This is a genomic window from Paraburkholderia sp. SIMBA_053 (genome assembly GCF_046534895.1).
Taxonomy (GTDB): Bacteria; Pseudomonadota; Gammaproteobacteria; order Burkholderiales; family Burkholderiaceae; genus Paraburkholderia; species Paraburkholderia caledonica.
In genome coordinates this window covers 37,588-57,701 of the sequence record NZ_JAWRXU010000006.1, presented here as the reverse complement: position 1 = coordinate 57,701, position 20,114 = coordinate 37,588, and the positions used below count along the sequence as shown (strand labels likewise).

At 62.4% G+C, this 20,114-nt stretch carries 19 protein-coding genes and 1 tRNA gene; 9 read left to right on the top strand and 11 right to left on the bottom strand.

Features of this window, described 5'->3' with window-relative positions; genetic code table 11:
• Positions 1–13 precede the first annotated feature (13 nt).
• Positions 14–2,578 carry a phosphoenolpyruvate--protein phosphotransferase gene (gene ptsP, locus SB753_RS19705; RefSeq protein WP_410801415.1) on the top strand — a complete coding sequence of 855 codons (2,565 nt, stop codon included), beginning with the start codon at positions 14–16 and terminating at the stop codon, positions 2,576–2,578.
• 72 nt (positions 2,579–2,650) lie between these two features.
• Positions 2,651–4,450, top strand: a complete 1,800-nt coding sequence (gene nagE, locus SB753_RS19700) for an N-acetylglucosamine-specific PTS transporter subunit IIBC (RefSeq protein ID WP_410801413.1) — start codon at positions 2,651–2,653, stop codon at positions 4,448–4,450.
• 341 nt (positions 4,451–4,791) lie between these two features.
• Here the strand turns inward: nagE and rpoH are convergent, their stop codons facing one another.
• A complete protein-coding gene (rpoH, locus tag SB753_RS19695; RefSeq protein ID WP_020067013.1) occupies positions 4,792–5,727 on the bottom strand; it encodes an RNA polymerase sigma factor RpoH in 936 nt (311 codons plus the stop codon).
• A gap of 359 nt (positions 5,728–6,086) precedes the next feature.
• Between rpoH and SB753_RS19690 the strand changes: the two genes are divergently transcribed.
• Positions 6,087–6,650, top strand: a complete 564-nt coding sequence (locus tag SB753_RS19690; protein WP_087754779.1) for an acyloxyacyl hydrolase — start codon at positions 6,087–6,089, stop codon at positions 6,648–6,650.
• Positions 6,651–6,693: 43 nt separating this feature from the next.
• Positions 6,694–7,077, top strand: a complete 384-nt coding sequence (locus tag SB753_RS19685; protein WP_020067011.1) for a nuclear transport factor 2 family protein — start codon at positions 6,694–6,696, stop codon at positions 7,075–7,077.
• Positions 7,078–7,080: 3 nt separating this feature from the next.
• Here SB753_RS19685 and ybiB read toward each other — a convergent pair whose 3' ends face one another.
• On the bottom strand, positions 7,081–8,055 hold the full coding sequence (ybiB, locus tag SB753_RS19680; protein ID WP_020067010.1) for a DNA-binding protein YbiB: 975 nt from the start codon (positions 8,053–8,055) through the stop codon (positions 7,081–7,083).
• A 226-nt stretch (positions 8,056–8,281) separates the two neighbouring features.
• Here ybiB and SB753_RS19675 point away from each other — a divergent pair, with 226 nt between their 5' ends.
• Both SB753_RS19675 and maiA read left to right on the top strand, forming a co-directional pair.
• Positions 8,282–8,980, top strand: a complete 699-nt coding sequence (locus tag SB753_RS19675; RefSeq protein WP_410801411.1) for a fumarylacetoacetate hydrolase family protein — start codon at positions 8,282–8,284, stop codon at positions 8,978–8,980.
• A 25-nt stretch (positions 8,981–9,005) separates the two neighbouring features.
• Entirely contained in the window at positions 9,006–9,650 is a 645-nt protein-coding gene (maiA, locus tag SB753_RS19670) for a maleylacetoacetate isomerase (RefSeq protein WP_410801409.1), read from the top strand.
• A 93-nt stretch (positions 9,651–9,743) separates the two neighbouring features.
• Here the strand turns inward: maiA and ftsY are convergent, their stop codons facing one another.
• Positions 9,744–10,934, bottom strand: coding sequence for a signal recognition particle-docking protein FtsY (ftsY, locus tag SB753_RS19665; RefSeq protein ID WP_410801407.1), 1,191 nt, complete (start codon positions 10,932–10,934; stop codon positions 9,744–9,746).
• A gap of 242 nt (positions 10,935–11,176) precedes the next feature.
• Between ftsY and rsmD the strand changes: the two genes are divergently transcribed.
• The 3 genes from rsmD to SB753_RS19650 all read left to right on the top strand — a co-directional run bounded on the left by rsmD (position 11,177) and on the right by SB753_RS19650 (position 12,740).
• A complete protein-coding gene (gene rsmD / locus SB753_RS19660; protein WP_087754775.1) occupies positions 11,177–11,791 on the top strand; it encodes a 16S rRNA (guanine(966)-N(2))-methyltransferase RsmD in 615 nt (204 codons plus the stop codon).
• A 112-nt stretch (positions 11,792–11,903) separates the two neighbouring features.
• Complete coding sequence (coaD, locus tag SB753_RS19655) at positions 11,904–12,419, top strand: pantetheine-phosphate adenylyltransferase (RefSeq protein ID WP_020067005.1); 516 nt, start codon at positions 11,904–11,906, stop codon at positions 12,417–12,419.
• A gap of 63 nt (positions 12,420–12,482) precedes the next feature.
• On the top strand, positions 12,483–12,740 hold the full coding sequence (locus SB753_RS19650; protein ID WP_087754774.1) for a YfhL family 4Fe-4S dicluster ferredoxin: 258 nt from the start codon (positions 12,483–12,485) through the stop codon (positions 12,738–12,740).
• A 67-nt stretch (positions 12,741–12,807) separates the two neighbouring features.
• On the opposite strand, the gene hisC is transcribed toward SB753_RS19650, so the two are convergent.
• The 8 genes from hisC to SB753_RS19610 form a co-directional block, all read right to left on the bottom strand.
• The gene (gene hisC / locus SB753_RS19645) at positions 12,808–13,887 is read right to left on the bottom strand and encodes a histidinol-phosphate transaminase (RefSeq protein ID WP_410801405.1); all 1,080 of its coding nucleotides are present in this window, start codon (positions 13,885–13,887) and stop codon (positions 12,808–12,810) included.
• A gap of 114 nt (positions 13,888–14,001) precedes the next feature.
• The gene (gene pth, locus SB753_RS19640; protein ID WP_087754772.1) at positions 14,002–14,604 is read right to left on the bottom strand and encodes an aminoacyl-tRNA hydrolase; all 603 of its coding nucleotides are present in this window, start codon (positions 14,602–14,604) and stop codon (positions 14,002–14,004) included.
• A 149-nt stretch (positions 14,605–14,753) separates the two neighbouring features.
• Complete coding sequence (locus SB753_RS19635; protein ID WP_020066979.1) at positions 14,754–15,371, bottom strand: 50S ribosomal protein L25/general stress protein Ctc; 618 nt, start codon at positions 15,369–15,371, stop codon at positions 14,754–14,756.
• A gap of 163 nt (positions 15,372–15,534) precedes the next feature.
• The gene (locus SB753_RS19630; RefSeq protein ID WP_006048037.1) at positions 15,535–16,491 is read right to left on the bottom strand and encodes a ribose-phosphate pyrophosphokinase; all 957 of its coding nucleotides are present in this window, start codon (positions 16,489–16,491) and stop codon (positions 15,535–15,537) included.
• A 47-nt stretch (positions 16,492–16,538) separates the two neighbouring features.
• Positions 16,539–16,615, bottom strand: a tRNA-Gln gene (locus SB753_RS19625).
• 52 nt (positions 16,616–16,667) lie between these two features.
• Positions 16,668–17,549, bottom strand: a complete 882-nt coding sequence (gene ispE, locus SB753_RS19620) for a 4-(cytidine 5'-diphospho)-2-C-methyl-D-erythritol kinase (protein WP_027804466.1) — start codon at positions 17,547–17,549, stop codon at positions 16,668–16,670.
• Positions 17,550–17,609: 60 nt separating this feature from the next.
• Positions 17,610–18,242, bottom strand: coding sequence for a lipoprotein insertase outer membrane protein LolB (gene lolB, locus SB753_RS19615; protein WP_088173174.1), 633 nt, complete (start codon positions 18,240–18,242; stop codon positions 17,610–17,612).
• A complete protein-coding gene (locus SB753_RS19610; RefSeq protein ID WP_020066975.1) occupies positions 18,242–20,083 on the bottom strand; it encodes a tetratricopeptide repeat protein in 1,842 nt (613 codons plus the stop codon). Before SB753_RS19610 ends, lolB begins: the two co-directional genes overlap by 1 nt.
• Positions 20,084–20,114: the final 31 nt, after the last annotated feature.

Here is a 20,114-nt window from a genome sequence, read left to right as displayed (position 1 = left end):
GGAGTCCCGTTTAATGAGCCATTCTGAAGGCCATATTGTTTTGCTGGCGCCGATGACCGGTCCGGTCGTTCCGCTCGCGAACGTGCCCGACCCGGTGTTTTCGGGCGGCATGTTCGGCGACGGGATCGGCGTCGATCCGCTCGAGGGCCGACTCGTCGCGCCGTGCGAGGGAACCGTCACCCACCTTGCACGCACCGGCCACGCTGTGACGCTGGCCACGGCGGAGGGCGCCGAGATTCTGCTGCATATCGGTATCGACACGGTCGAGCTGAACGGCAAAGGCTTTGCGCCGATGATCGAGCAGGGCGCACACGTGCATGCCGGCGACGTGCTGATCGAGTTCGATCAGGATCAGATCGCCTTGCATGCGCCGAGCCTTGTTTCTGTCATCGCTATAGCCAACTCTGACGCGTTCGAGATCGTCGAGCGCGCGCAGGGCGGCATGCTGAAGGCAGGTGAAACGCCGCTGTTGTTGCTGCGTCCTCGCGACGGTGCCGCGGCCGATGCGTCTCGTCAGTTGAGCGCAACGAGCGTGACCGAAGAAGCGCGCGCGCAAGTCACACTGGTTCATGCGGGCGGGCTTCATGCGCGGCCGGCAGCGCGTGCTCGTGAAGTGGCGCGCGGTTTCGATGCGCGTGTCGAGGTGCGTTACGAAGGGCGCAAGGCGGCAATCGAAAGCGTGGTTGGACTGCTGGGACTCGGCGCGGGTCAAGGCGCGACGGTGGAGCTACTCGGTGTGGGCCCGCAAGCCCGCGCCGCTGTAGACGCGATCGCTGACGAGCTGACGCGCGAGGCGCACGGCGAAGTCGAAGAGAAGCCTGCGCGGCAGAGTTCGCCCGCGCCGCAAACCGTGACACCGGCGGCGGGCGAGACTCTCGCGCCGAACGCGCTCGCCGGTGTCTGCGCGTCGCCGGGCGTGGCGATTGGCAAGCTGGTGCGCTGGGACGACGCGGACATCGATCCGCCTGAACAGGCAAGCGGCACGTCGGCTGCGGAAAGCCGTCTGCTCGACAAGGCGATTGCGACCGTCGACGCCGACCTCGGCACGACGGTGCGCGACGCGTCGCAACGCGGTGCGGTCGGCGAGGCGGGTATTTTCGCGGTGCATCGCGTGTTGCTTGAAGACCTCACGCTGCTCGACGCCGCGCGCGATCTGATCAGTCTCGGCAAGAGTGCGGGCTTTGCGTGGCGCGAAGCGATTCGCGCACAGATAGCCATCCTTACTAATATCGAAGACGCGTTGCTCGCCGAACGTGCCGCCGACCTGCGCGACATCGAGAAACGCGTGCTGCGTGCGCTCGGCTATACGAATGCCGCGGCGCGCACGCTCCCGGACGAAGCAGTGCTCGCCGCGGAGGAGTTCACGCCATCCGATTTGTCCGCACTGGATCGCTCGCGTGTCACGGCTCTCGTGATGGCGCGCGGCGGTGCGACGTCGCATGCGGCGATTCTCGCGCGGCAGGCGGGCATTCCCGCGCTGGTCGCTATGGGCGATGCGCTGTATGCGATTCCCGAAGGCACGCAGGTCGTGGTGAACGCGACCACCGGTCGGCTGGAATTTGCACCCACGGAGCTCGATGTCGAGCGTGCGCAGCTCGAGCGCAGCCGCCTTGCGGGTGTGCGCGAAGCGAATCGCCGTACGTCGCAGGAAGCTGCGGTCACGGCCGATGGCCGCGCGATCGAAGTCGCCGCGAACATCGCGACGCTCGACGACGCGAAAACGGCCGTGGAAAACGGCGCGGACTCGGTCGGCCTGCTGCGTACCGAACTGCTATTCATTCACCGTGCAGCCGCGCCGACCACGGACGAGCATCGGCAGAGCTATCAAGGCATTGTCGACGCATTGAGCGGCCGCACCGCGATCATCCGCACGCTCGACGTCGGCGCGGACAAGGAAGTCGACTACCTCACGCTGCCGCCGGAGCCGAACCCCGCGCTCGGCTTGCGCGGCATTCGCCTCGCGCAGGTGCGCCCCGATCTGCTCGACGATCAGCTGCGCGGTCTGCTCTCCGTAAAGCCGTTGGGCGCCGTCCGCATTTTGTTGCCCATGGTGACCGATGTCGGCGAGCTGATTCGCATCCGCAAACGAATCGACGAATTCGCTCGCGAGTTGGGCCGCACAGAGCCGATTGAAGTCGGCGTGATGATCGAGGTGCCGTCGGCGGCGCTGCTGGCCGACCAACTGTCGCAACACGCGGACTTCCTGTCGATCGGCACCAACGACCTGACGCAATACACGCTTGCCATGGACCGCTGTCAGGCCGATCTCGCCGCACAGGCCGACGGTCTGCATCCGGCTGTGCTGCGGCTGATCGCCGCGACCGTGCAAGGCGCGAGCAAGCATGGCAAATGGGTCGGCGTATGCGGTGCGCTAGCGGGCGATCCGCTTGCGATGCCGCTGCTTGTCGGCCTCGGCGTAACCGAGCTTTCAGTGGACCCGGTTTCGGTGCCGGGCATCAAGGCGCGGGTGCGCAACCTCGATTATCAACTGTGCCGTCAACGCGCCCAGGATGCGCTGGCGCTCGAATCGGCGCAGGCGGTAAGAGTAGTAAGCCGCGAAACGTGGCCGTTGGACTGAACCCCGCACGGTACGCAACGCTACATAACTCAACGACGTTCGTCGACGACGAGACAAGGATTGGAGGTATCAATGGATGGGAATCCGTTTCTGAAGATTCAGCGCCTGGGACGCGCGCTGATGCTGCCTATCGCGGTGCTGCCGGTTGCCGGCCTGCTGCTGCGCCTCGGCCAGCCCGATGTGTTCAACATCAAGATGATCGCCGACGCCGGCGGCGCGATCTTCGACAACCTGCCGCTGCTGTTTGCAATCGGCGTGGCGGTCGGCTTCGCGAAGGACAACAATGGCGTCGCGGGTCTCGCGGGCGCGATCGGTTATCTGATCGAAGTCGCGGTGATGAAGGACATCAACGACAAGCTGAATATGGGCGTGTTGTCGGGGATCGTGGCGGGTATCGTGGCCGGCTTGCTGTACAACCGCTACAAGGACATCAAGCTGCCCGACTACCTGGCGTTCTTCGGAGGGAAACGCTTCGTGCCGATTGTCACGGGCGTAGTCTGTCTCGCGCTCGGCATTCTGTTCGGCTATGTATGGCAACCGGTGCAGAGCGTGATCGATACAGCCGGCCATTGGCTGACCACGGCGGGCGCGCTCGGCGCATTCGTGTTCGGCGTGCTGAACCGGCTGCTGCTCGTGACGGGTTTGCATCACATCCTGAATTCGCTGACGTGGTTCGTGTTCGGCACCTTCACGCCGCCGGGCGGCGCCGCCGTGACGGGCGACCTGCATCGCTTCTTCGCCGGCGATCCGACTGCCGGAACGTTCATGACGGGCTTCTTCCCGGTCATGATGTTCGGCTTGCCGGCCGCATGTCTCGCGATGTTCCATGAAGCGCCGAAAGAGCGCCGCGCGATTGTGGGCGGTCTGCTGTTTTCGATGGCGCTTACGTCGTTTCTGACGGGCGTCACGGAGCCGATCGAGTTCAGCTTCATGTTTCTCGCGCCGGTGCTGTACGTGATCCATGCGCTGTTGACGGGTCTTGCCCTCGCGATCTGTTCGGCGCTCGGCATTCACCTCGGCTTCACGTTCTCCGCGGGCGCAATCGACTACGTGCTGAACTACGGCCTTTCGACCAAGGGCTGGCTGGCCATTCCGGTCGGCATCGTGTATGCGGTGGTGTACTACGGCCTGTTCCGCTTCTTCATCCGCAAGTTCAACATGGCGACGCCGGGCCGTGAACCCGCCGCTGCCGACGAACAAGTCGATTCGTTCGCTGCCGGCGGTTTCGTTTCGCCCGTGGCAGGCGCTGCCGTCCCGCGCGCGCAGCGTTATATCGCGGCGCTCGGCGGCGCGGCGAATCTCTCGGTGGTGGATGCGTGCACGACGCGTCTGCGTCTGTCCGTGGTGGACTCCGGCAAGGTGTCGGAGAACGAACTGAAGACCATCGGCGCGCGCGGCGTGCTCAAGCGCGGCGCGACGAACGTACAGGTCATTATCGGACCGGAAGCGGACATCATCGCTGATGAAATTCGGACTGCGATGGAGCGGGGCGGCAACGATGCCGGTGTGGTGAAGCCGGCTGCCTCCGCTGCTGCGCCGGCTGCGGTTTCGACTTCGGCTGCACCTTCGGCGACGGTGGGTGGTGCTTCGGCTGCCGCAAATGGTCCGCTCGATCCCGATCCATTGCGCTGGCTCGCGGTGTTTGGCGGCGCCGGCAACGTGAAGTCGCTCGACGCCGTGGCGGCGACGCGTCTGCGTATCGTCGTTCAGGATCCGTCGGCGGTGGATCGTCAGCGTCTCGCGACGCTCGACACAGCGTGGGTTGCGGCGGATACGTTCCATATCGTCGTCGGCGATGCGGCGCGGCGTTACGCGGAAGCACTGGCAACGCGCATGCCGGCCAGCGGCGGCGCGGCACCTTTGCCTGCGTGACCGACAGGCGTGGCGGCGAAGCGCTCAAGGCGCTTCATGCCACGCGATGCGGCGATGCGGTTAGCGCGGGTCCACCGAGCGCCCGACCAGCAGCGCAATAAGAAAGCGGCACCTCGATCCGAGGTGCCGCTTTGCGTTTACCGGCGCCATGCCGGACAAACCACTTGTTAGCGTGCGGTACGCCGACCCTTCTCCCGTAGCCGGCGCGCGTGCCCATTTGCCGCAGCCCGGGAACGGCGCATAAAAAAAGCCCCGCCGTCTTGCGAGGCAGGGCTTTGGACTTCAGCGTTTCTTTTTTGGCTAACCGGCTTACACCACGCCGCTCTGTCCGTTGACGAGCGTTACGCGTATTCGGTCAGCGCACCGCGCATCTTCTTCATTGCGCTCGCTTCGATCTGACGAATACGCTCAGCCGAGACGCCGAACTCGTCGGCCAGTTCGTGCAGCGTCGAGCCGCCCGAACCGTCGTCTTCGACTTTCAGCCACCGAGCTTCGATGATGCGGCGGCTGCGGGCGTCGAGTGCCTCCAGTGCCGTCGCGATACCGTCGCTTTGCAGCTTGTCGCGTTGACGCGAGGCCAGTACCGCGGTCGGCTCGCTATGCGAGTCGGCGAGATACGCGATCGGCGCATACGACTCTTCGCCGTCTTCAACCTGGCCTTCCAGCGCGATGTCGCCGCCCGAGAGGCGCGTTTCCATCTCCGCTACTTCTTCGCGCTTGACGTTCAACTCTTTGGCGAGACCTTCGATCTCGTCCGGCGTGAAAGCGCCCAAGCCTTGTTTATGGCTGCGCAGATTGAAGAACAGCTTGCGCTGCGCCTTGGTTGTGGCGACCTTCACCATGCGCCAGTTGCGCAGGATGTATTCGTGGATCTCCGCCTTGATCCAGTGCATGGCGTACGACACGAGACGTACGTTCTGCTCCGGATCGAAGCGCTTCACGGCCTTCATCAGGCCGATGTTGCCTTCCTGGATCAGGTCGGCGTGCGGCAGCCCATAGCCCAGATAGTTGCGCGCGATCGAGACGACCAGCCGCAGGTGCGACAGCACGAGGCGGCGTGCAGCCTCGAGGTTGTCGTGCTCGCGGAATTCTGTAGCGAACTGGCGTTCTTCTGCCGGCGTCAGCATCGGAATCCGATTTACGGCCTGGATGTAGGCGTCGATGTTGCCCAGTTGACCGGGCAGCAGGGAGGAATGCGAGAGCGCCAGCGCACCTGCCGGAGCGGCCTTAGCCGACGACGGGCTCAGAGTACTCGGAAGGGTCAATGCATGGCTCACGTTTAAAACTCCTTTGGAATCAGGCAAAAGCTTGTTCAGGTAACGACTCCAGCGTTGGATGTTAGCACTCTCGATTTCCGAGTGCTAATACTTAGAGCCCATAGGGGCATCCAAGTTCCGTTGTTTCCTATTGAATTTCAACTTTCAATAGCCATCATACTCGCCTTTGGCGGCCAGCGCTGGTGCCGTAGAAATTACCTAACAAACACCATTCACTCTCACTTTCGACCGATTTTTGCGCTTTATGATGTATGTAATTGCGAAAATTTAAGTTTCTTAACAGGATCCACCGCCTTCAGATTGTCTTTAGAATACGCAAACTGTTACAGAATGTTCAACTTGCTGAGCGCGGGTATCAGATGGACAACAAAAAGAATGTCTTCCGTGGTCTGGCTCTAAAAGCTGCGTGCGCGGCTCTGCTGCTCACGCTTTCCGGCGTCGCCGCCGCTGATCAGTTCGGAGTCCAGGTCACCGGAGCTCTGGGGGATCATCATGTCAAGAAACTGGACCTCGGGCTCGTGTGGGACCCGAATCTCACGTGGTGGCAGATCGGCGACTGGCATTTCGCGCTGATCGGCGAGGCCCATGTTGCCTGGTGGCACACGAACGAAGGCAATGTGCATGAGAACATCGGCGAGATCGGTGTGACGCCTATCATTCGCTTCATTAAAGGATCCGGATCGATCCGGCCTTTCGTCGAAGCGGGCGCGGGTGTGCGCTTGTTGTCGAGCCCGAGAATTTCTTCGACTTTCACACTGTCCACTGCGTTCCAGTTCGCCGATATGGCGGGTGTGGGCATGCAGTTCGGCGCCCATCAGCAGTACCAGGCCGGCTACCGCTTCCAGCATGTTTCGAATGGCGGTATCAAAGAGCCGAATCCTGGTATAAATTTCCACCAGCTATACCTGCAATATAACTTCTGACGACCGTGGCCGCGTCTGGCTCACCGGTGCAAGGGGCTGAGCAATGGCGGCAAAGACAATCGAGGCGATCCGCGGGCTGGAACGCGAACGCTTCCGCGCGATGGTCGACGGCGACGGTCAATCGCTCGACGCGCTGCTCGCAGAGAACGTGAGCTACGTGCACACGAACGGCAAGCGCGAGACGAAGCGGCAGTTCATCGACGGCATTACCGCCGGGCGCCGCCGCTATCGGCAAATTGAAGTGCAGTCGCAAGATGTGCTGCCGGTCGGCCGCGAAACCTGCGTCGTGACCGGTCGCGCGCTGATCGAGATGGAAGCGAATAGCGGCGCACTGCTTTTTCCCATTGCCTACACGGCAATCCACACGCAGGAAGACGGCCAGTGGCGCCTCATTGCATGGCAGGCGACGCGTTGCGCGATTGAGTGAGCTTCAGTGCGCGGGCGTTCTAGCGACGTCGGCAATCAACTCGACTTGCCTCTCTATCGCGCTTGGCACCGGCGCCTCGCCGCGCAGCACGGCGCCGATCCATGCCGCTGTCGTCGCGGCATCGCGTGCTTCGGGCAACTCGACCTCGGGTGCGTCGCGCGACGAGCGCTCATGCGGCACTCGCGTCTCGCAGATCCCGTCGTGCAGCCAGTCCACCTGCACCTGACGCCGGGTGTCGGCGACCGCTTCGCCCTCCGTGCCGCGCGCGAGCAAAGCGCCGCCGGCCGCCGCGTCCGGATGGCTGCTAAATAGCTGCGTGAGGCTGTCCCGATACGGCGGATGCGTGTAGTTCACGAGACGCAGCCCGGCGGGCGCGAACGGCTGCAGAATCTTGACGAGCGTATGCGTCGAATTGCGCACGCCCATGCGCCGCCGCAACCCGAGCAGACGTGCAAGCTTTGGCGCGAGCACGTCGATCGGCGCAAACGCGAGACGGCGCTCTGCGAGGCCGTCTTCAATGTCGTCGTGCGAGGTCGCGTGCGGTATCCGCAGATGCGTGAAAATTTCGGCGCTCGTTACGCGGCCGGGATCGTCGGTGATGCCGTGCACGAGGACCGGCACCCCTTCACGCGCAAGCAACAGCGCAAGCAGCGGCACGAGGTTCGGCTGTTTGCGCGCGCCGTTATAGCTGGGGATCGACACGGGCCGGAACTCGCCGGGACGCAGATGAACCGGCTCGAACGACGCATGGGCGCCCGCCAGCATCGCCGCGAGTTCGTCGGCGGTTTCACCTTTCACACGATAAGCGAGCAGCACCGCGCCCAGTTCCAGTTCACCGACGCGGCCGTCGAGCATAGCGGTGTAGAGCGCGCGCGTATCGTCGGCGGTGAGCGCGCGGGCTCCGTTCGGCCCGCGGCCGATTTCCTTGATGAAGCGGGCACAGGGGAACGGGTTGGCGGTGTCGGCGGAGTCTGTCATGAGCGCAATTGACGTGCTGGCGTGCCGCCGTCGGGACGGTACGCCACGGTATTCAAGGGACGTTATCTGGTGTGAGTATCGCATCTATAGCCGTCCGGCGAGGCGCGCGCACTGACGCACCGCTCTCCGGAACCCTTGCCTGACTTGCGCGCGTCGCCTTCTACCGCGCGTTACACTCGCTGTTTTATCGCCGCACTGCGGCTCATATCGAAGAACGGAGAACCGGATGAGTTACGTATTTGCACCGGCACCGGTGGTCGCAGTGCCGGTTGTCGGGTCCAGCGAGCAGTTCCCTGTGCGTCGCATTTATTGCGTCGGCCGCAATTACGAGGCGCATGCCCGCGAGATGGGTCATGATCCCGACCGCGAGCCGCCGTTTTTCTTCAGCAAGCCGGCGGATGCCGTCCTGTATGTACCGCCGGGCGAGACCGGCGAGTTTCCGTATCCGACGCTGTCTAAGAACGTCCACTTCGAAATGGAGCTCGTCGCGGCGATCGGTAAAGGCGGCAAAAATATCTCCGCGGACAGCGCGCTGGATCACGTCTACGGCTACGCGCTCGGTCTCGACATGACGCGCCGCGACCTGCAGGCCGAGGCGAAGAAGCTGGGTCGTCCGTGGGACACCGCGAAAGGTTTCGATCAATCTGCGCCGCTCGGCCCGATTCATCCGGTGTCGAGCGTTGGCCACATCGGTAAGGGCGCGATCTGGCTGTCTGTGAACGGTGAGGAGAAGCAACGCTCGGATGTGTCGCAACTCATCTGGTCGGTGGGCGAAACCATTGCCTACCTTTCGACGTTGTTCGAGTTGCAGCCGGGCGATCTGATCTTCACCGGCACGCCCGAAGGCGTCGGCGCGGTGGTGAAGGGCGATCTGATGAATGGCGGCGTGGACGGACTGGGAGAATTCAGCGTGCGCGTCGTCTGAAGCAGTTTTGGGAGGAGACAACGACATGAAGCTCTACAGCTATTTTCGCAGCTCGGCGTCGTATCGGGTGCGGATCGCGCTCAACGTGAAAAACCTGCCGTACGAGTATGTACCTGTGCATCTCGTGCGAGACGGTGGCGAGCAGCTGAAGCCGGAATATCGCGCGGTCAACGTGGACGGCATCGTCCCCACGTTGATCGACGGCCATGAGGTGATGCCGCAGTCGCTCGCCATCATCGAATATCTGGAGGAAACGCATCCCGAGCCGCCGCTTTTGCCGAAGGCTCCCGCCGACCGTGCATATGTGCGCTCGCTCGCGTTGCAGGTGGCGTGTGAGATCCATCCGCTCAACAATCTGCGTGTGCTGAAGTATCTGAAACACACGCTGCGCGTGGAGAACGACGCGAAAGACGCCTGGTACCGGCACTGGGTGGACACCGGCTTTGCGACGCTGGAGGCTCACCTGGCGAGCGACGGGCGCACCGGCAAGCTTTGCTTCGGCGACGAGCCGACACTCGCGGACGCGTGCCTGATCCCGCAGGTGTTCAACGCGCAGCGCTTCAACGTCGATACGTCGAAATATCCGACCATCCAGCGCATTTACGACCACGCGATGGAAATCGACGCATTCGCGCGCGCCGCGCCCGGCATGCAGCCAGACGCCGAATGAGCCGCACCGCGTTGCCGGTGTAAAAAGGGCACTCCGAAGAGTGCCCTTTTTTGTGACTTGCCGGCGAGGCGCCGCTAATGGCGTCGCTTTGGCTTAACCGCCTAGCAACGCGTCGGAGAACTCTTCAGCGCTGAAAGGCTGCAAGTCCTCCACCTTTTCGCCAACGCCGATGAAGTACACCGGAATGGGTCGCTGCCGCGCGATGGCTGCAAGAATGCCGCCTTTGGCCGTTCCGTCGAGCTTGGTGACGATCAGGCCGGTCAAGCCGAGCGCGTCGTCGAAAGCCTTGACCTGCGCAAGCGCGTTCTGCCCGGTATTGGCGTCGATCACGAGCAACACCTCGTGCGGCGCGCCGTCCTGCGCCTTGCCGATCACGCGTTTGACCTTGCGCAGCTCTTCCATCAGATGCAACTGGGTGGGTAGACGGCCGGCCGTGTCCGCCATCATCACGTCGATCTTGCGTGCCCGCGCGGCGCCGACCGCGTCGAAAATCACGGCCGCTGGATCGCCGCTTTCCTGCGACACCACGGTGACGTTGTTGCGTTGCCCCCAGATTGCCAACTGCTCGCGCGCGGCGGCGCGGAACGTGTCGCCGGCGGCAAGCAGGACCGACTGGTTGAAACTCTGCAGATGCTTGGCGAGCTTGCCGATGCTCGTCGTCTTGCCCGCGCCGTTGACGCCAGCAATCATCATGACGAGCGGCTGCGCGCGTCCGAGCATAAGCGAGCTTTCGAGCGGCTTGAGCAACTCGACCAGTAGCGTGCGCAGCGCCGTCTTGACCTGTTGCGGCTCCGTAAGACGCTCGGTGCGTACCTTCTCGCGCAGCGCTTCAAGCAGGAATTCGGTCGCGTCGACGCCCGCGTCGGACATGAGCAGCGCGGTTTCCAGCTCTTCGTAAAGATCCTCGTCGATCTTGGTGCCGACGAAAATGCCGGTGAGACTCGAACTGGTCTTCGACAAGCCGGTTTTCAGGCGAGTCAGCCACGAGCGTTTCGCGCTCGCATCCTGCAACGGCGGAGGCACGATTTCGACGGTCTCGAGCGTCGATTCCTCGAAATCGGGCTGGGGCTGCGGTTCGGGCGAGGCGACGGGCGGCGACACAATGCTCGCCGGCACGCTGGCACTTGCGGCATTCGCGGCCGGCCCGGCTTTCGCGGGGACAGGCGGCTCGGCCGGCGCTTCTGCAGCCGGCTCGTCAAGCAGCCCCTCAGGCGCGATTTGCGATTCGTCTGGCGCGTTTTCGGACTCTTTCGAACCCTTGAATCGTTTGAAAAAGCTGAACATGATCTGGCGTGGTGAGAGCGCGCGCCGATGCGCGCGGCCGGTACAGCACCGGCGAAAGCGGCAGGCAGCGTTGCGATGCGGGATGCAAGGCGCTGGAAGCCGCACATTTTATCAGGCGCGCCGTCGCACGTTGTATAGGCCGAACGGCCAGGCTGGACGCGCCGCGCCCCTGTGGTAACGTTGGCGCTCCGGTCCGCTTGCTTCGACGCAGCGGACGCTTCTGTCAACGCAATCAAAACTGCATGCCCCGTTCAGCCTCTTCCCGCGCCCATGGCGCTTCGTCTAAAGGCGGTAAGCCGCACGCCATCCGGATTATCGGCGGCGACTGGAAACGCACGCCACTGCCCGTGCTCGACCTCGACGGCTTGCGCCCCACGCCGGACCGGGTTCGCGAAACGCTGTTCAACTGGCTCGGGCAACGTCTGGACGGTCAGCGCTGCCTCGATCTCTTTGCCGGCAGCGGCGCGCTCGGCTTCGAAGCGGCGTCGCGCGGCGCCGCACGCGTACTGATGGTCGAGCGTAACTCGCGAGCGGCGAGCCAGTTGCGGGCCAACCAGGAACGACTCGGGGCGCGCATGATCGAAATTGCCGAGGCCGACGGTTTGCGTCTTGCAGCGAGCCTGCCGCCCGGTTCGTTCGACGTGGTATTCCTCGACCCGCCGTTTGGCTCGGATGTACTGGACAAAGCGCTCGGGCTGGCGGCTCCGCTCGTGAGCAGCGACGGTTTCCTGTATGTAGAAGCCGGCGTGGCGATCGAGCCCGGCGCGAACGAAGCTCTTGCCGGGTGGGAAATCGTCCGGCAGGGCAAAGCGGGCGCTGTCCACTTCCATTTGCTGCAGCGCGAAAATGAGGAATAATGCGCCTTCCATAACAAGCGCCGGACGGTTTGCCGTCACGCGTGCGGCCGGTGCCAAATGCGTCGCGTGGACGCTTTGACGTGCCCATCTGTCTGAAGAGAGGAGAAGTCTCATGGTAGTCGCCGTGTACCCGGGCACGTTCGATCCGCTAACGCGCGGTCACGAAGACCTCGTTCGGCGCGCGTCGAGCATCTTCGACACGCTGGTGGTCGGCGTCGCCGACAGCCGCAACAAGAAGCCGTTCTTTACGCTCAAGGAGCGGCTCGATATCGCTCACGAAGTGCTGGGCCATTACCCGAATGTTCAGGTCATGAGCTTCAAAGGGCTGCTCAAGGATTTCGTTCGCAGCAATAACGCGCGAGTGATCGTGCGCGGGCTGCGCGCCGTGTCCGACTTCGAGTATGAGTTTCAGATGGCGGGCATGAACCGCTATCTGTTGCCCGACGTCGAAACCATGTTCATGACGCCGTCCGATCAGTATCAGTTCATTTCGGGCACGATTGTGCGCGAGATTGCGCAGCTGGGCGGCGACGTGAGCAAGTTCGTTTTCCCGTCGGTCGAAAAATGGCTGAAGGAGAAGGTTGCGGCGTTGGACCCGGATAACGGTGCTTCGGCGGCGCAGCCGTAACCGGCGTAAACTGTCGGTTTGACGGATCAGAGCCGGCTGCGGCCGGCGCGAAGTGAGAGAAGTATGGCCTTGATGATTACCGACGAGTGCATCAATTGCGACGTGTGCGAGCCCGAGTGCCCGAACGACGCGATTTCGATGGGCCCGGAAATCTACGTGATTGACCCAAAGAAGTGCACTGAGTGCGTCGGTCATTTCGACGAACCGCAGTGTATCCAGGTGTGCCCGGTCGAGTGTATTCCGCGCGATCCGGAGCACCTCGAAACGCCGGAAGGCTTGATGGCGAAATATCACGCGCTGCAGGCGGCAAAAACCGCTTGATGTTCTTGCAGTGGAAACGCGAAGCGGCGAGGCACCGGCCTCGCCGCTTTTTTTTGCGCAGATCCGCTCAGCCGATGTAAGCGCTGAAGATGTCGCGCAATGCGTCGAGCAGAACGCCGCATTCCGCGTCGGTACCGACCGAAATGCGCAGGTGCTGGTCGATTCTCGGTGCGTTGAAGTGGCGCACGAAAATCTCCCTTTCACGAAGGAGCGATACGAGCATTGCCGCGTCGTAGGCCTCGTGGCGCGCGAACAGCAGATTGGCGGCCGACGGCACGACGTCGAAGCCTAGCGCCGTTAGTCCCGCGCTCAATCGCTCGCGGCTTGCAATTACCTTTGCGCAGGTGTCGCGAAACCACCGGTCGTCTTCGTAAGCCGCGCGCGCGGCGACTTGTGCGAGGCGGTCGAGCGGATACGAATTGAAGCTGTCTTTTACCCGATTGAGCGCGTCGATCAGCTCCGCGTTGCCAAAGGCGAAGCCGACGCGCATGCCTGCCAGCGAGCGCGACTTGGACACTGTCTGCACGACGAGCAGATTCGGATAGCGATCGATCAGTCCGATCGCCGATTCGGCGCCGAAGTCCACATAGGCCTCGTCGATTACCACAACGGAATCCGCGTTTTTCTTTACGAGACGCTCAATATCGGCGAGCGGCAACGGACGTCCGGTGGGCGCATTCGGATTCGGAAACAGGATGCCGCCGTTCGCAATGGCGTAGTCGTCGACGTTGATCGCGAAACTGTCGTCGAGCGGAATCGTCTGGTAGTCGACCTCGAAAAGCCTCGCGTACGTGGGATAGAAGCTGTACGTGATGTCAGGGAACAGCAGAGGCTTATCGTGCTTCAGCAGAGCTTGGAACGTGAGTGCAAGCACTTCATCTGAGCCGTTGCCCGCAAACACCTGATCCGCACGGATGCCGTGATAGGCGGCGACCGTTTCGCGCAACTTGAACGCGGTGGGGTCCGGGTAGCGGCGCAGCGACTCGCCGGCGTCGCCGAGTTCCTGACGAATCGCCTCGAGCACGCGGGGCGACGGAGGGTAGGGATTCTCGTTGGTGTTCAGCTTGACCGGACGGGCGAGCAGGGGCTGTTCGCCCGGCACATACGGCGTCAGACGGTGAACAATGTCACTCCAGTATCGGCTCAAAGCGCTCTCCTATCGTTGCAATGCGGTTGATTGGGGTTGGCGCTCCGGCCGCTCTTGCTGCTTTGGCACGAAGTCGCGCTGCTTCATCCCAACCTGCGCCGCCAGCAACACAGCTTAAGAATTGCGATGCAGTTGCATCATTGCCCGTTCGAGCTCGCCTTTGATGATCTGCGGCATGACTGCCAACGCGCGCTCAATGGACGCGTCGATCACGTCCTGCTCTTCACGCCGCGGCGGTTTCAGCACGTAGTTCGCGACGTCGGGCTTGGCGCCCGCGCGCGCACTTTCGGGGATCAGGTCGCGTGGATGCCCGATGCCGATGCGCAGCCGCCAATATTGCTGCGACGACAAATGCGCGGTGATGTCCTTCAAGCCATTATGTCCGCCGCTCCCCCCGCCGAGCTTGAGCTTGACGCTGCCGGGCGGCATGTCGAGTTCGTCATGCGCGACGAGTATCTCGTCGGGAAGAATCTTGAAGAACTGCGCCACCGCAACGACGGACTGACCCGAGCGGTTCATATAAGTCTGCGGCTCCAGCAGGTGCACTTCCTCGCCGTGGAGCCGCGCCTTCGCGTAGAAGCCATGGAAGCGCCGCTCATCGCGCAGCGTCGTGCCCGCCTCGCGCGCCAGTTGATCCACCAGCCAGAAGCCGGCGTTATGGCGCGTCGCAGTGTACTCGGCGCCCGGATTGCCGAGGCCGACGATCAGCTTGATCATGATTGAGTGGGTCCATCTGGCCCGCAAGCCAAACGCGGCCGGGCCGAAATAACCGAAAAAAAACCCGCCGGGGCGAACCTCGGCGGGTCACATCGATCGTCTCATTGAAACGGATCGAGAGGATTACTTGCTCACTGCGCGAGGCGCATTCAAGCAGCCGGCGTTTCGCCTTCACCAGCGGCGGCGTCGCTTTCGGACACTGCGCCAGCCGGGATCGTTGCAGCAGCGACCACCGGGTTTTCTGCTTCGACGTGAGCAACCAGCGACACGCCTGCCGGCAGCGGGATGTCTTTAGCGTGAACCGATTGACCAGCTTCGATCTTGGCCAGGTCGACTTCAATGAATTCAGGCAGTGCCGACGGCAGGCACTCGATTTCCAGTTCATTGACGACGTGCGAGATCACCGCGCTCGCCAGCTTCACAGCCGGGTTGCTTTCCTGGTTCATGAAGTGCAGCGGCACCTTGGTGTGCAGCTTCTTCGATGCGTCGACACGCTGGAAGTCCACGTGCAGCACGAGCTGACGGAACGGGTGATATTGCACGTCGCGCAGCAGAACCTGTTGCGACTTGCCACCAACTTCCAGATCGAGGATCGACGAGTGGAAAACTTCTTTCTTCAGCGCGTGCCACAGCGCGTTGTGGTCCAGTTCGACCAATTGCGTTTCAGCACCAGCGCCATATACGATGCCCGGGGTCTTGCCCGAGTTACGCAGGCGGCGGCTCGCACCCGTACCTTGCAAAGAACGCTCGAAAGCGACAACTTTCATTTTGAATCTCCAATGCACTGCCCGCGACCAGGCAGTAAAAACGGGGCCCGCAAGCCGTTATGGCTGAGGCCCCAGAGCTGCGGCATGAACCTTCGTTCGTTCACGCCGATTGTGCAAAAGCGCGTGTGTCGCATAGAGCGATACACCGCGCCTTCGCAAATACTTAACTTTCAGCGAACAGCGACATGACCGAATCGCCGCGGCGGATCCGCGAGAACGTTTCGGCAAGCAGGCCGGCGCTGGTCAACGAACGGATCTTCGCGCACGAGCGGGCTTCTTCACCGAGCGGGATCGTGTCCGTGACAACGAGTTCGTCGAGTGCGGATGCGGCAATGCGCTCGCCGGCGCCGCCCGACAGAACCGGGTGAGTGGCATAAGCGAAAACCTGCTTCGCGCCACGTTCCTTCAAAACCTGAGCCGCCTTGCAAAGGGTGCCGGCAGTGTCGACCATGTCGTCCATGATCACGCAGGTCCGGCCTTCCACTTCACCGATGATGTTCATCACCTCGGCAACGTTCGCCTTCGGGCGACGTTTGTCGATGATCGCGAGGTCGCAGTTCAACTGCTTCGCCAATGCCCGGGCACGCACCACGCCGCCGACGTCCGGCGAAACGACCAGCAGGTTCTCGTAGTTCTGCTTGCGCAGATCGCCGAGCAGCACAGGCGTAGCGTAGATGTTGTCGACGGGGATGTCGAAGAAGCCTTGAATCTGGTCGGCGTGCAGATCCATCGTGATGATCCGCTCGACGCCTGCGATTTCCAGCATGTTCGCCACGATTTTCGCCGAGATGGCGACGCGCGCCGAACGAGGGCGGCGATCCTGACGTGCATAACCGAAGTAGGGGATGGCTGCCGTGATCCGACCGGCCGATGCGCGCTTGAGCGCGTCGACCATGATCATCAGTTCCATCAGGTTGTCATTCGCCGGTGCGCACGTGGACTGCAGAACAAAGACGTCTTTGCCACGCACGTTTTCCTGAATCTCGACCTGGATTTCACCGTCCGAGAAACGGCTAACCATTGCTTTGCCGAGGGGAATACCGAGGATTTTGACGACTTCCTGAGCAAGCGCGGGATTTGCGTTGCCAGTAAAAACCATCAGGCCGTCATGGCTGCTCATCGTGCACCTGCTTCAGGCTGGGGGCGAGGGGAAATGCGAGAAATTATTGGCAGGGGAGAAAGGATTCGAACCTTTGCATGCCGGAATCAAAATCCGGTGCCTTAACCAGCTTGGCGACTCCCCTACACTAACTTTGAGCTCCGCCGAACGTGGAGTTTCGTTCGACGATGCAAAACCTATGACGCGAAAGCAAAGAGTGGATGTTGTTCCAGACTGGCGGCCACTGCGCTGTTCCATTCGCCTGGCAGTTTAGCTTGCACCGCTTCTGCTTCAGCTTTACTACGGAACGCTGCAAAGACACTTGCACCAGATCCGGACATCCGCGCCGGCGCGACGTTTTCAAACCATCGCAGCACTTGCGCTACTTCCGCGTACTTTCCAACGACAACCTGCTGCATGTCATTACGGCCAAAGCTCTCTGGCCATTCAGTGTTGCAGCTAAGTTCTGCAGGAAAGTCCGTAATTGTGAGGGCTTTTGAATCTCTTGTCAACGCTTTTTCGGAAAAAATCGCTGCAGTCGGAACATGAACCCTCGGCGTCACTACCAGGAAATGACGCGGCGGCAATTGTACAACGTCTAAAGCTTCGCCGACACCCTGGGCAAACGCATTTTTTCCAAAAACAAAAAATGGCACGTCCGCGCCGAGCTTCAATGCCAGCGCCTGCAATTCCAGCCGCGGCACGTTCAATTTCCAAAGCCGGTTCAGCGCGAGCAGCGTGGTGGCGGCGTCCGAACTGCCGCCGCCAAGCCCTGCGCCCATAGGCAGGCGCTTTTCGATTTCGATGTCGACGCCTTCCGGCGAGCCTGTATGCGCTTTCAAAAGCGTGGCGGCGCGCACGGTGAGGTCGTGTTCGGGGGGCACGTCGGCGATTTCGGTGCTACGCGTGATGAGGCCATCGGCGCGACGCCTGAAGTGCAGCGTGTCGCCCCAGTCGAGTAACTGGAAGACCGTTTGCAGCGTGTGATAGCCGTCCGGCCGGCGCCCGGTAATGTGCAGAAAGAGGTTGAGTTTCGCTGGCGCGAGGCAATCGCGCAGCGAGTCGGTCGTTTCGATCATGTCGAGGCTGCATGCGCCGAGGTGGCGCCGAATAAGCGGCAAGAGCGCGAGACGCGCGTTTTACTGGTCCAGTACAAGCTTGATGTCGAGCGGCGGCTCCGAGCGCGTCAGATTCACCCGCTTTACGCCAGTAGCCGGCGCTTCGGCGTAGGCAAGATAGTCGATCGTCCAGCCGTCCTGAGTGATCTCCTTGAAGCGTGACGGCTGTTCCGGGTCCCGTTCCGTTTTGGCACGCGAGGTGGGTGCGGGCGAAGGCTGCAGCCAGTAACGCAATCCCTCGACGGGAAGTGCAAAGCCGAGCGCGTTCTGCATCAACGTGGAGACGTTGTCGGCGGTGAGCGGTTGGCGGTTCGGCAATTCAAGCGTGGCGGAAGCCGGCGACGACGTGACGATCGCGAGTGTCTGCCCAAGCGGATTGCGCAATTGCAAGGTCACCGTGTCGCCCGTTTCCTGCCACGAGAAATTGCCGTACGCGTTGCGCTGCTGGCCGTTCTGATCGTTGTACTGGACGGCGAAACGGCCCTGGTAAGCACGGCTCGTTTGCGTAGTCACCGCGGTCGCCGCATTCGACGTGGACGGCCCCTGCGGTTTCACCGAGGCGCAACCGACCAGTGTCACGACGGCTGCCGCAGCAAGCCCGAGCGCCGCGCGACGCGGCGCCCATGAAAAAGAATTGAAACGGGAAATACGCATCAAAGATCGTTCACCTGAAGACGTTGCAGCGTTTTGACGAGCGTTTCGTTGTTGGGTTCGAGCTTTCGAGCTTCGCGGAAAGCGGCGCGGGCCTGGTCCTGATCGCCGGCTTTCCACAGCACCTCGCCGAGATGCGCGCCGATCTCAGCGTTCGGCTGAATGTCGTAGGCTTTGCGCAGCACTTTGATCGCGTCCGACGTATTGCCCATGCGGTACTTGACCCAGCCGACGCTGTCCATGATGAACGCGTCGTTCGGCGCAAGCGACGACGCCTTCTCGACCAGCTTGTCCGCTTCCGCTAGACGCTGATTGCGATCGGCAAGCGAATAGCCAAGCGCGTTGTACGCCTGGGGATTGTCTGGTTGCGTCTGAATGAGCTTGCGCAACTGCGCTTCCATGACGTCGAAGTGGCCGTTCTTTTCGGCCGCCATGGCGTAGTCATAGCTCAGATCCGGGTCGTCCGGAAATGCCGCCGTGGCTTGCTGCAGGCGCGTTTCCGCCTCAGGGTAGCGCTTCGCGTCGAACAGGATGGCTGCGTCGGTGCGTGCGACCAACGCCTGATCGCGCGGATCGGCCGGCCGCAGATTGGCCAATTGGCGGCGCGCGTCGTCAGGCTTGCCTTGCTTCGCGAGCAGCTGCGCGCGCGTGATCTGCGCGGGCATGTACTGCTGGCTCGACGGCGAAATCTTGTCGAGCCAGTCGGCGGCGGCCGCTTCGTTCTTCTGTTCGAGCGCCAACTGCGCAAGATAGATATACGCTTGCCCCGCATCCGCGCCAGGCGTCTTCTCGGCTTGCTGCGCGTACTGCGTGAGATACGTCTGCGCCTCTGCGAAGTTCTTCTGCTGGATCTTGATGAGCGCGAGCGCCATGAGCGGCGTGAGGTCGTTCGCATTCGCCTTGTGCATGATCTCGAACTGCTTTTGCGCGTCGTCGAGGCGGTCGCTTGCCAGATACATTTGAGCGAGCGCGAGACGCGCGTCATGCGACTTCGGGTTTTGCTGCACGTATTTTTCGAGCGACGCGATTCCTTCCTTGCGTTCCTCGGGGCCCATTTGCGACAGCATCAACGCGGCGGGCAAATAGTCAGGCTTAAGCGCGAGCGCCTGTTCCAGCGACTTGCGAGCACCCGGCGCGTCATTGGAAACCAGTTGCTGACGTGCGACGGCCAGCTGCGCTTCCGGCCGGTTCATATCGTTCTTCAGCAGGTCCTGCAGCACATGCAGGCCGCCGATGCGATTCGGTCCGCGAGAAATCAGCAACTGGAGCGCAAGAATTGCGCTGCCGCGATTCTGCGCGGGCACCTTCTCGAGTTCACGCGCAAGCAGCGGCGCTGCGTCATCGGGCTTGCCTGACAGTACCAGCAGCGACGCGTCGAGTTGTGCGGCGCGCTCCGAGCCCGGCGCATACTGCTGCCACAATTGCGCGGCGGCCAACGCGTCCGACGGACTTTGCGCGGCCAGCGCGATTTCAGTGGCGCGCTGCGCCATGCGCGGATCGTGCGTGTCGCGCGCAAGCGCGAGGTACGTCTGATAAGCAGGCGCAGGCTGATTACGCTGCAACGCGACTTCGGCGGCGAGCACCTGGAATACGATCTGGCTCGTCAGTTGCACGTTCGGCAGCGCTTTCTGTTCTTCTGCTGACGGCGGGCCGAGCGGGTCGGACAGCGTGACCGAGGTGTCGTCCGACTCCGGCGATGGGTCCTGCGCGTGCGCGGGCAGCGCGGCGAACGCCCAAAGCGCGAGCGCGGCCACACCCAGCGAGCGCCGCGCGGACACTGCGTGCGGCACGCGGGACGCGCTAGCCGGGCGCTTCGAAAACAGCTTCACGAAGGACAAGTTCATGGAAATCCGTTCAATGTTTCGGACGATTGTA

What these genes read in the sequence shown, in the direction of transcription:
- ptsP (WP_410801415.1), top strand. Translation starts at nt 14, where the DNA reads ATGAGCCATTCTGAAGGCCATATTGTTTTGCTGGCGCCGATGACCGGT.
- pth (WP_087754772.1), bottom strand. Translation starts at nt 14,604, where the DNA reads ATGATCAAGCTGATCGTCGGCCTCGGCAATCCGGGCGCCGAGTACACT.
- SB753_RS19675 (WP_410801411.1), top strand. Translation starts at nt 8,282, where the DNA reads ATGAGTTACGTATTTGCACCGGCACCGGTGGTCGCAGTGCCGGTTGTC.
- ispE (WP_027804466.1), bottom strand. Translation starts at nt 17,549, where the DNA reads ATGATCGAAACGACCGACTCGCTGCGCGATTGCCTCGCGCCAGCGAAA.
- SB753_RS19690 (WP_087754779.1), top strand. Translation starts at nt 6,087, where the DNA reads ATGGACAACAAAAAGAATGTCTTCCGTGGTCTGGCTCTAAAAGCTGCG.
- maiA (WP_410801409.1), top strand. Translation starts at nt 9,006, where the DNA reads ATGAAGCTCTACAGCTATTTTCGCAGCTCGGCGTCGTATCGGGTGCGG.
- ftsY (WP_410801407.1), bottom strand. Translation starts at nt 10,934, where the DNA reads ATGTTCAGCTTTTTCAAACGATTCAAGGGTTCGAAAGAGTCCGAAAAC.
- SB753_RS19685 (WP_020067011.1), top strand. Translation starts at nt 6,694, where the DNA reads ATGGCGGCAAAGACAATCGAGGCGATCCGCGGGCTGGAACGCGAACGC.
- coaD (WP_020067005.1), top strand. Translation starts at nt 11,904, where the DNA reads ATGGTAGTCGCCGTGTACCCGGGCACGTTCGATCCGCTAACGCGCGGT.
- SB753_RS19650 (WP_087754774.1), top strand. Translation starts at nt 12,483, where the DNA reads ATGGCCTTGATGATTACCGACGAGTGCATCAATTGCGACGTGTGCGAG.
- SB753_RS19610 (WP_020066975.1), bottom strand. Translation starts at nt 20,083, where the DNA reads ATGAACTTGTCCTTCGTGAAGCTGTTTTCGAAGCGCCCGGCTAGCGCG.
- SB753_RS19630 (WP_006048037.1), bottom strand. Translation starts at nt 16,491, where the DNA reads ATGAGCAGCCATGACGGCCTGATGGTTTTTACTGGCAACGCAAATCCC.
- SB753_RS19635 (WP_020066979.1), bottom strand. Translation starts at nt 15,371, where the DNA reads ATGAAAGTTGTCGCTTTCGAGCGTTCTTTGCAAGGTACGGGTGCGAGC.
- nagE (WP_410801413.1), top strand. Translation starts at nt 2,651, where the DNA reads ATGGATGGGAATCCGTTTCTGAAGATTCAGCGCCTGGGACGCGCGCTG.
- lolB (WP_088173174.1), bottom strand. Translation starts at nt 18,242, where the DNA reads ATGCGTATTTCCCGTTTCAATTCTTTTTCATGGGCGCCGCGTCGCGCG.
- ybiB (WP_020067010.1), bottom strand. Translation starts at nt 8,055, where the DNA reads ATGACAGACTCCGCCGACACCGCCAACCCGTTCCCCTGTGCCCGCTTC.
- rsmD (WP_087754775.1), top strand. Translation starts at nt 11,177, where the DNA reads ATGCCCCGTTCAGCCTCTTCCCGCGCCCATGGCGCTTCGTCTAAAGGC.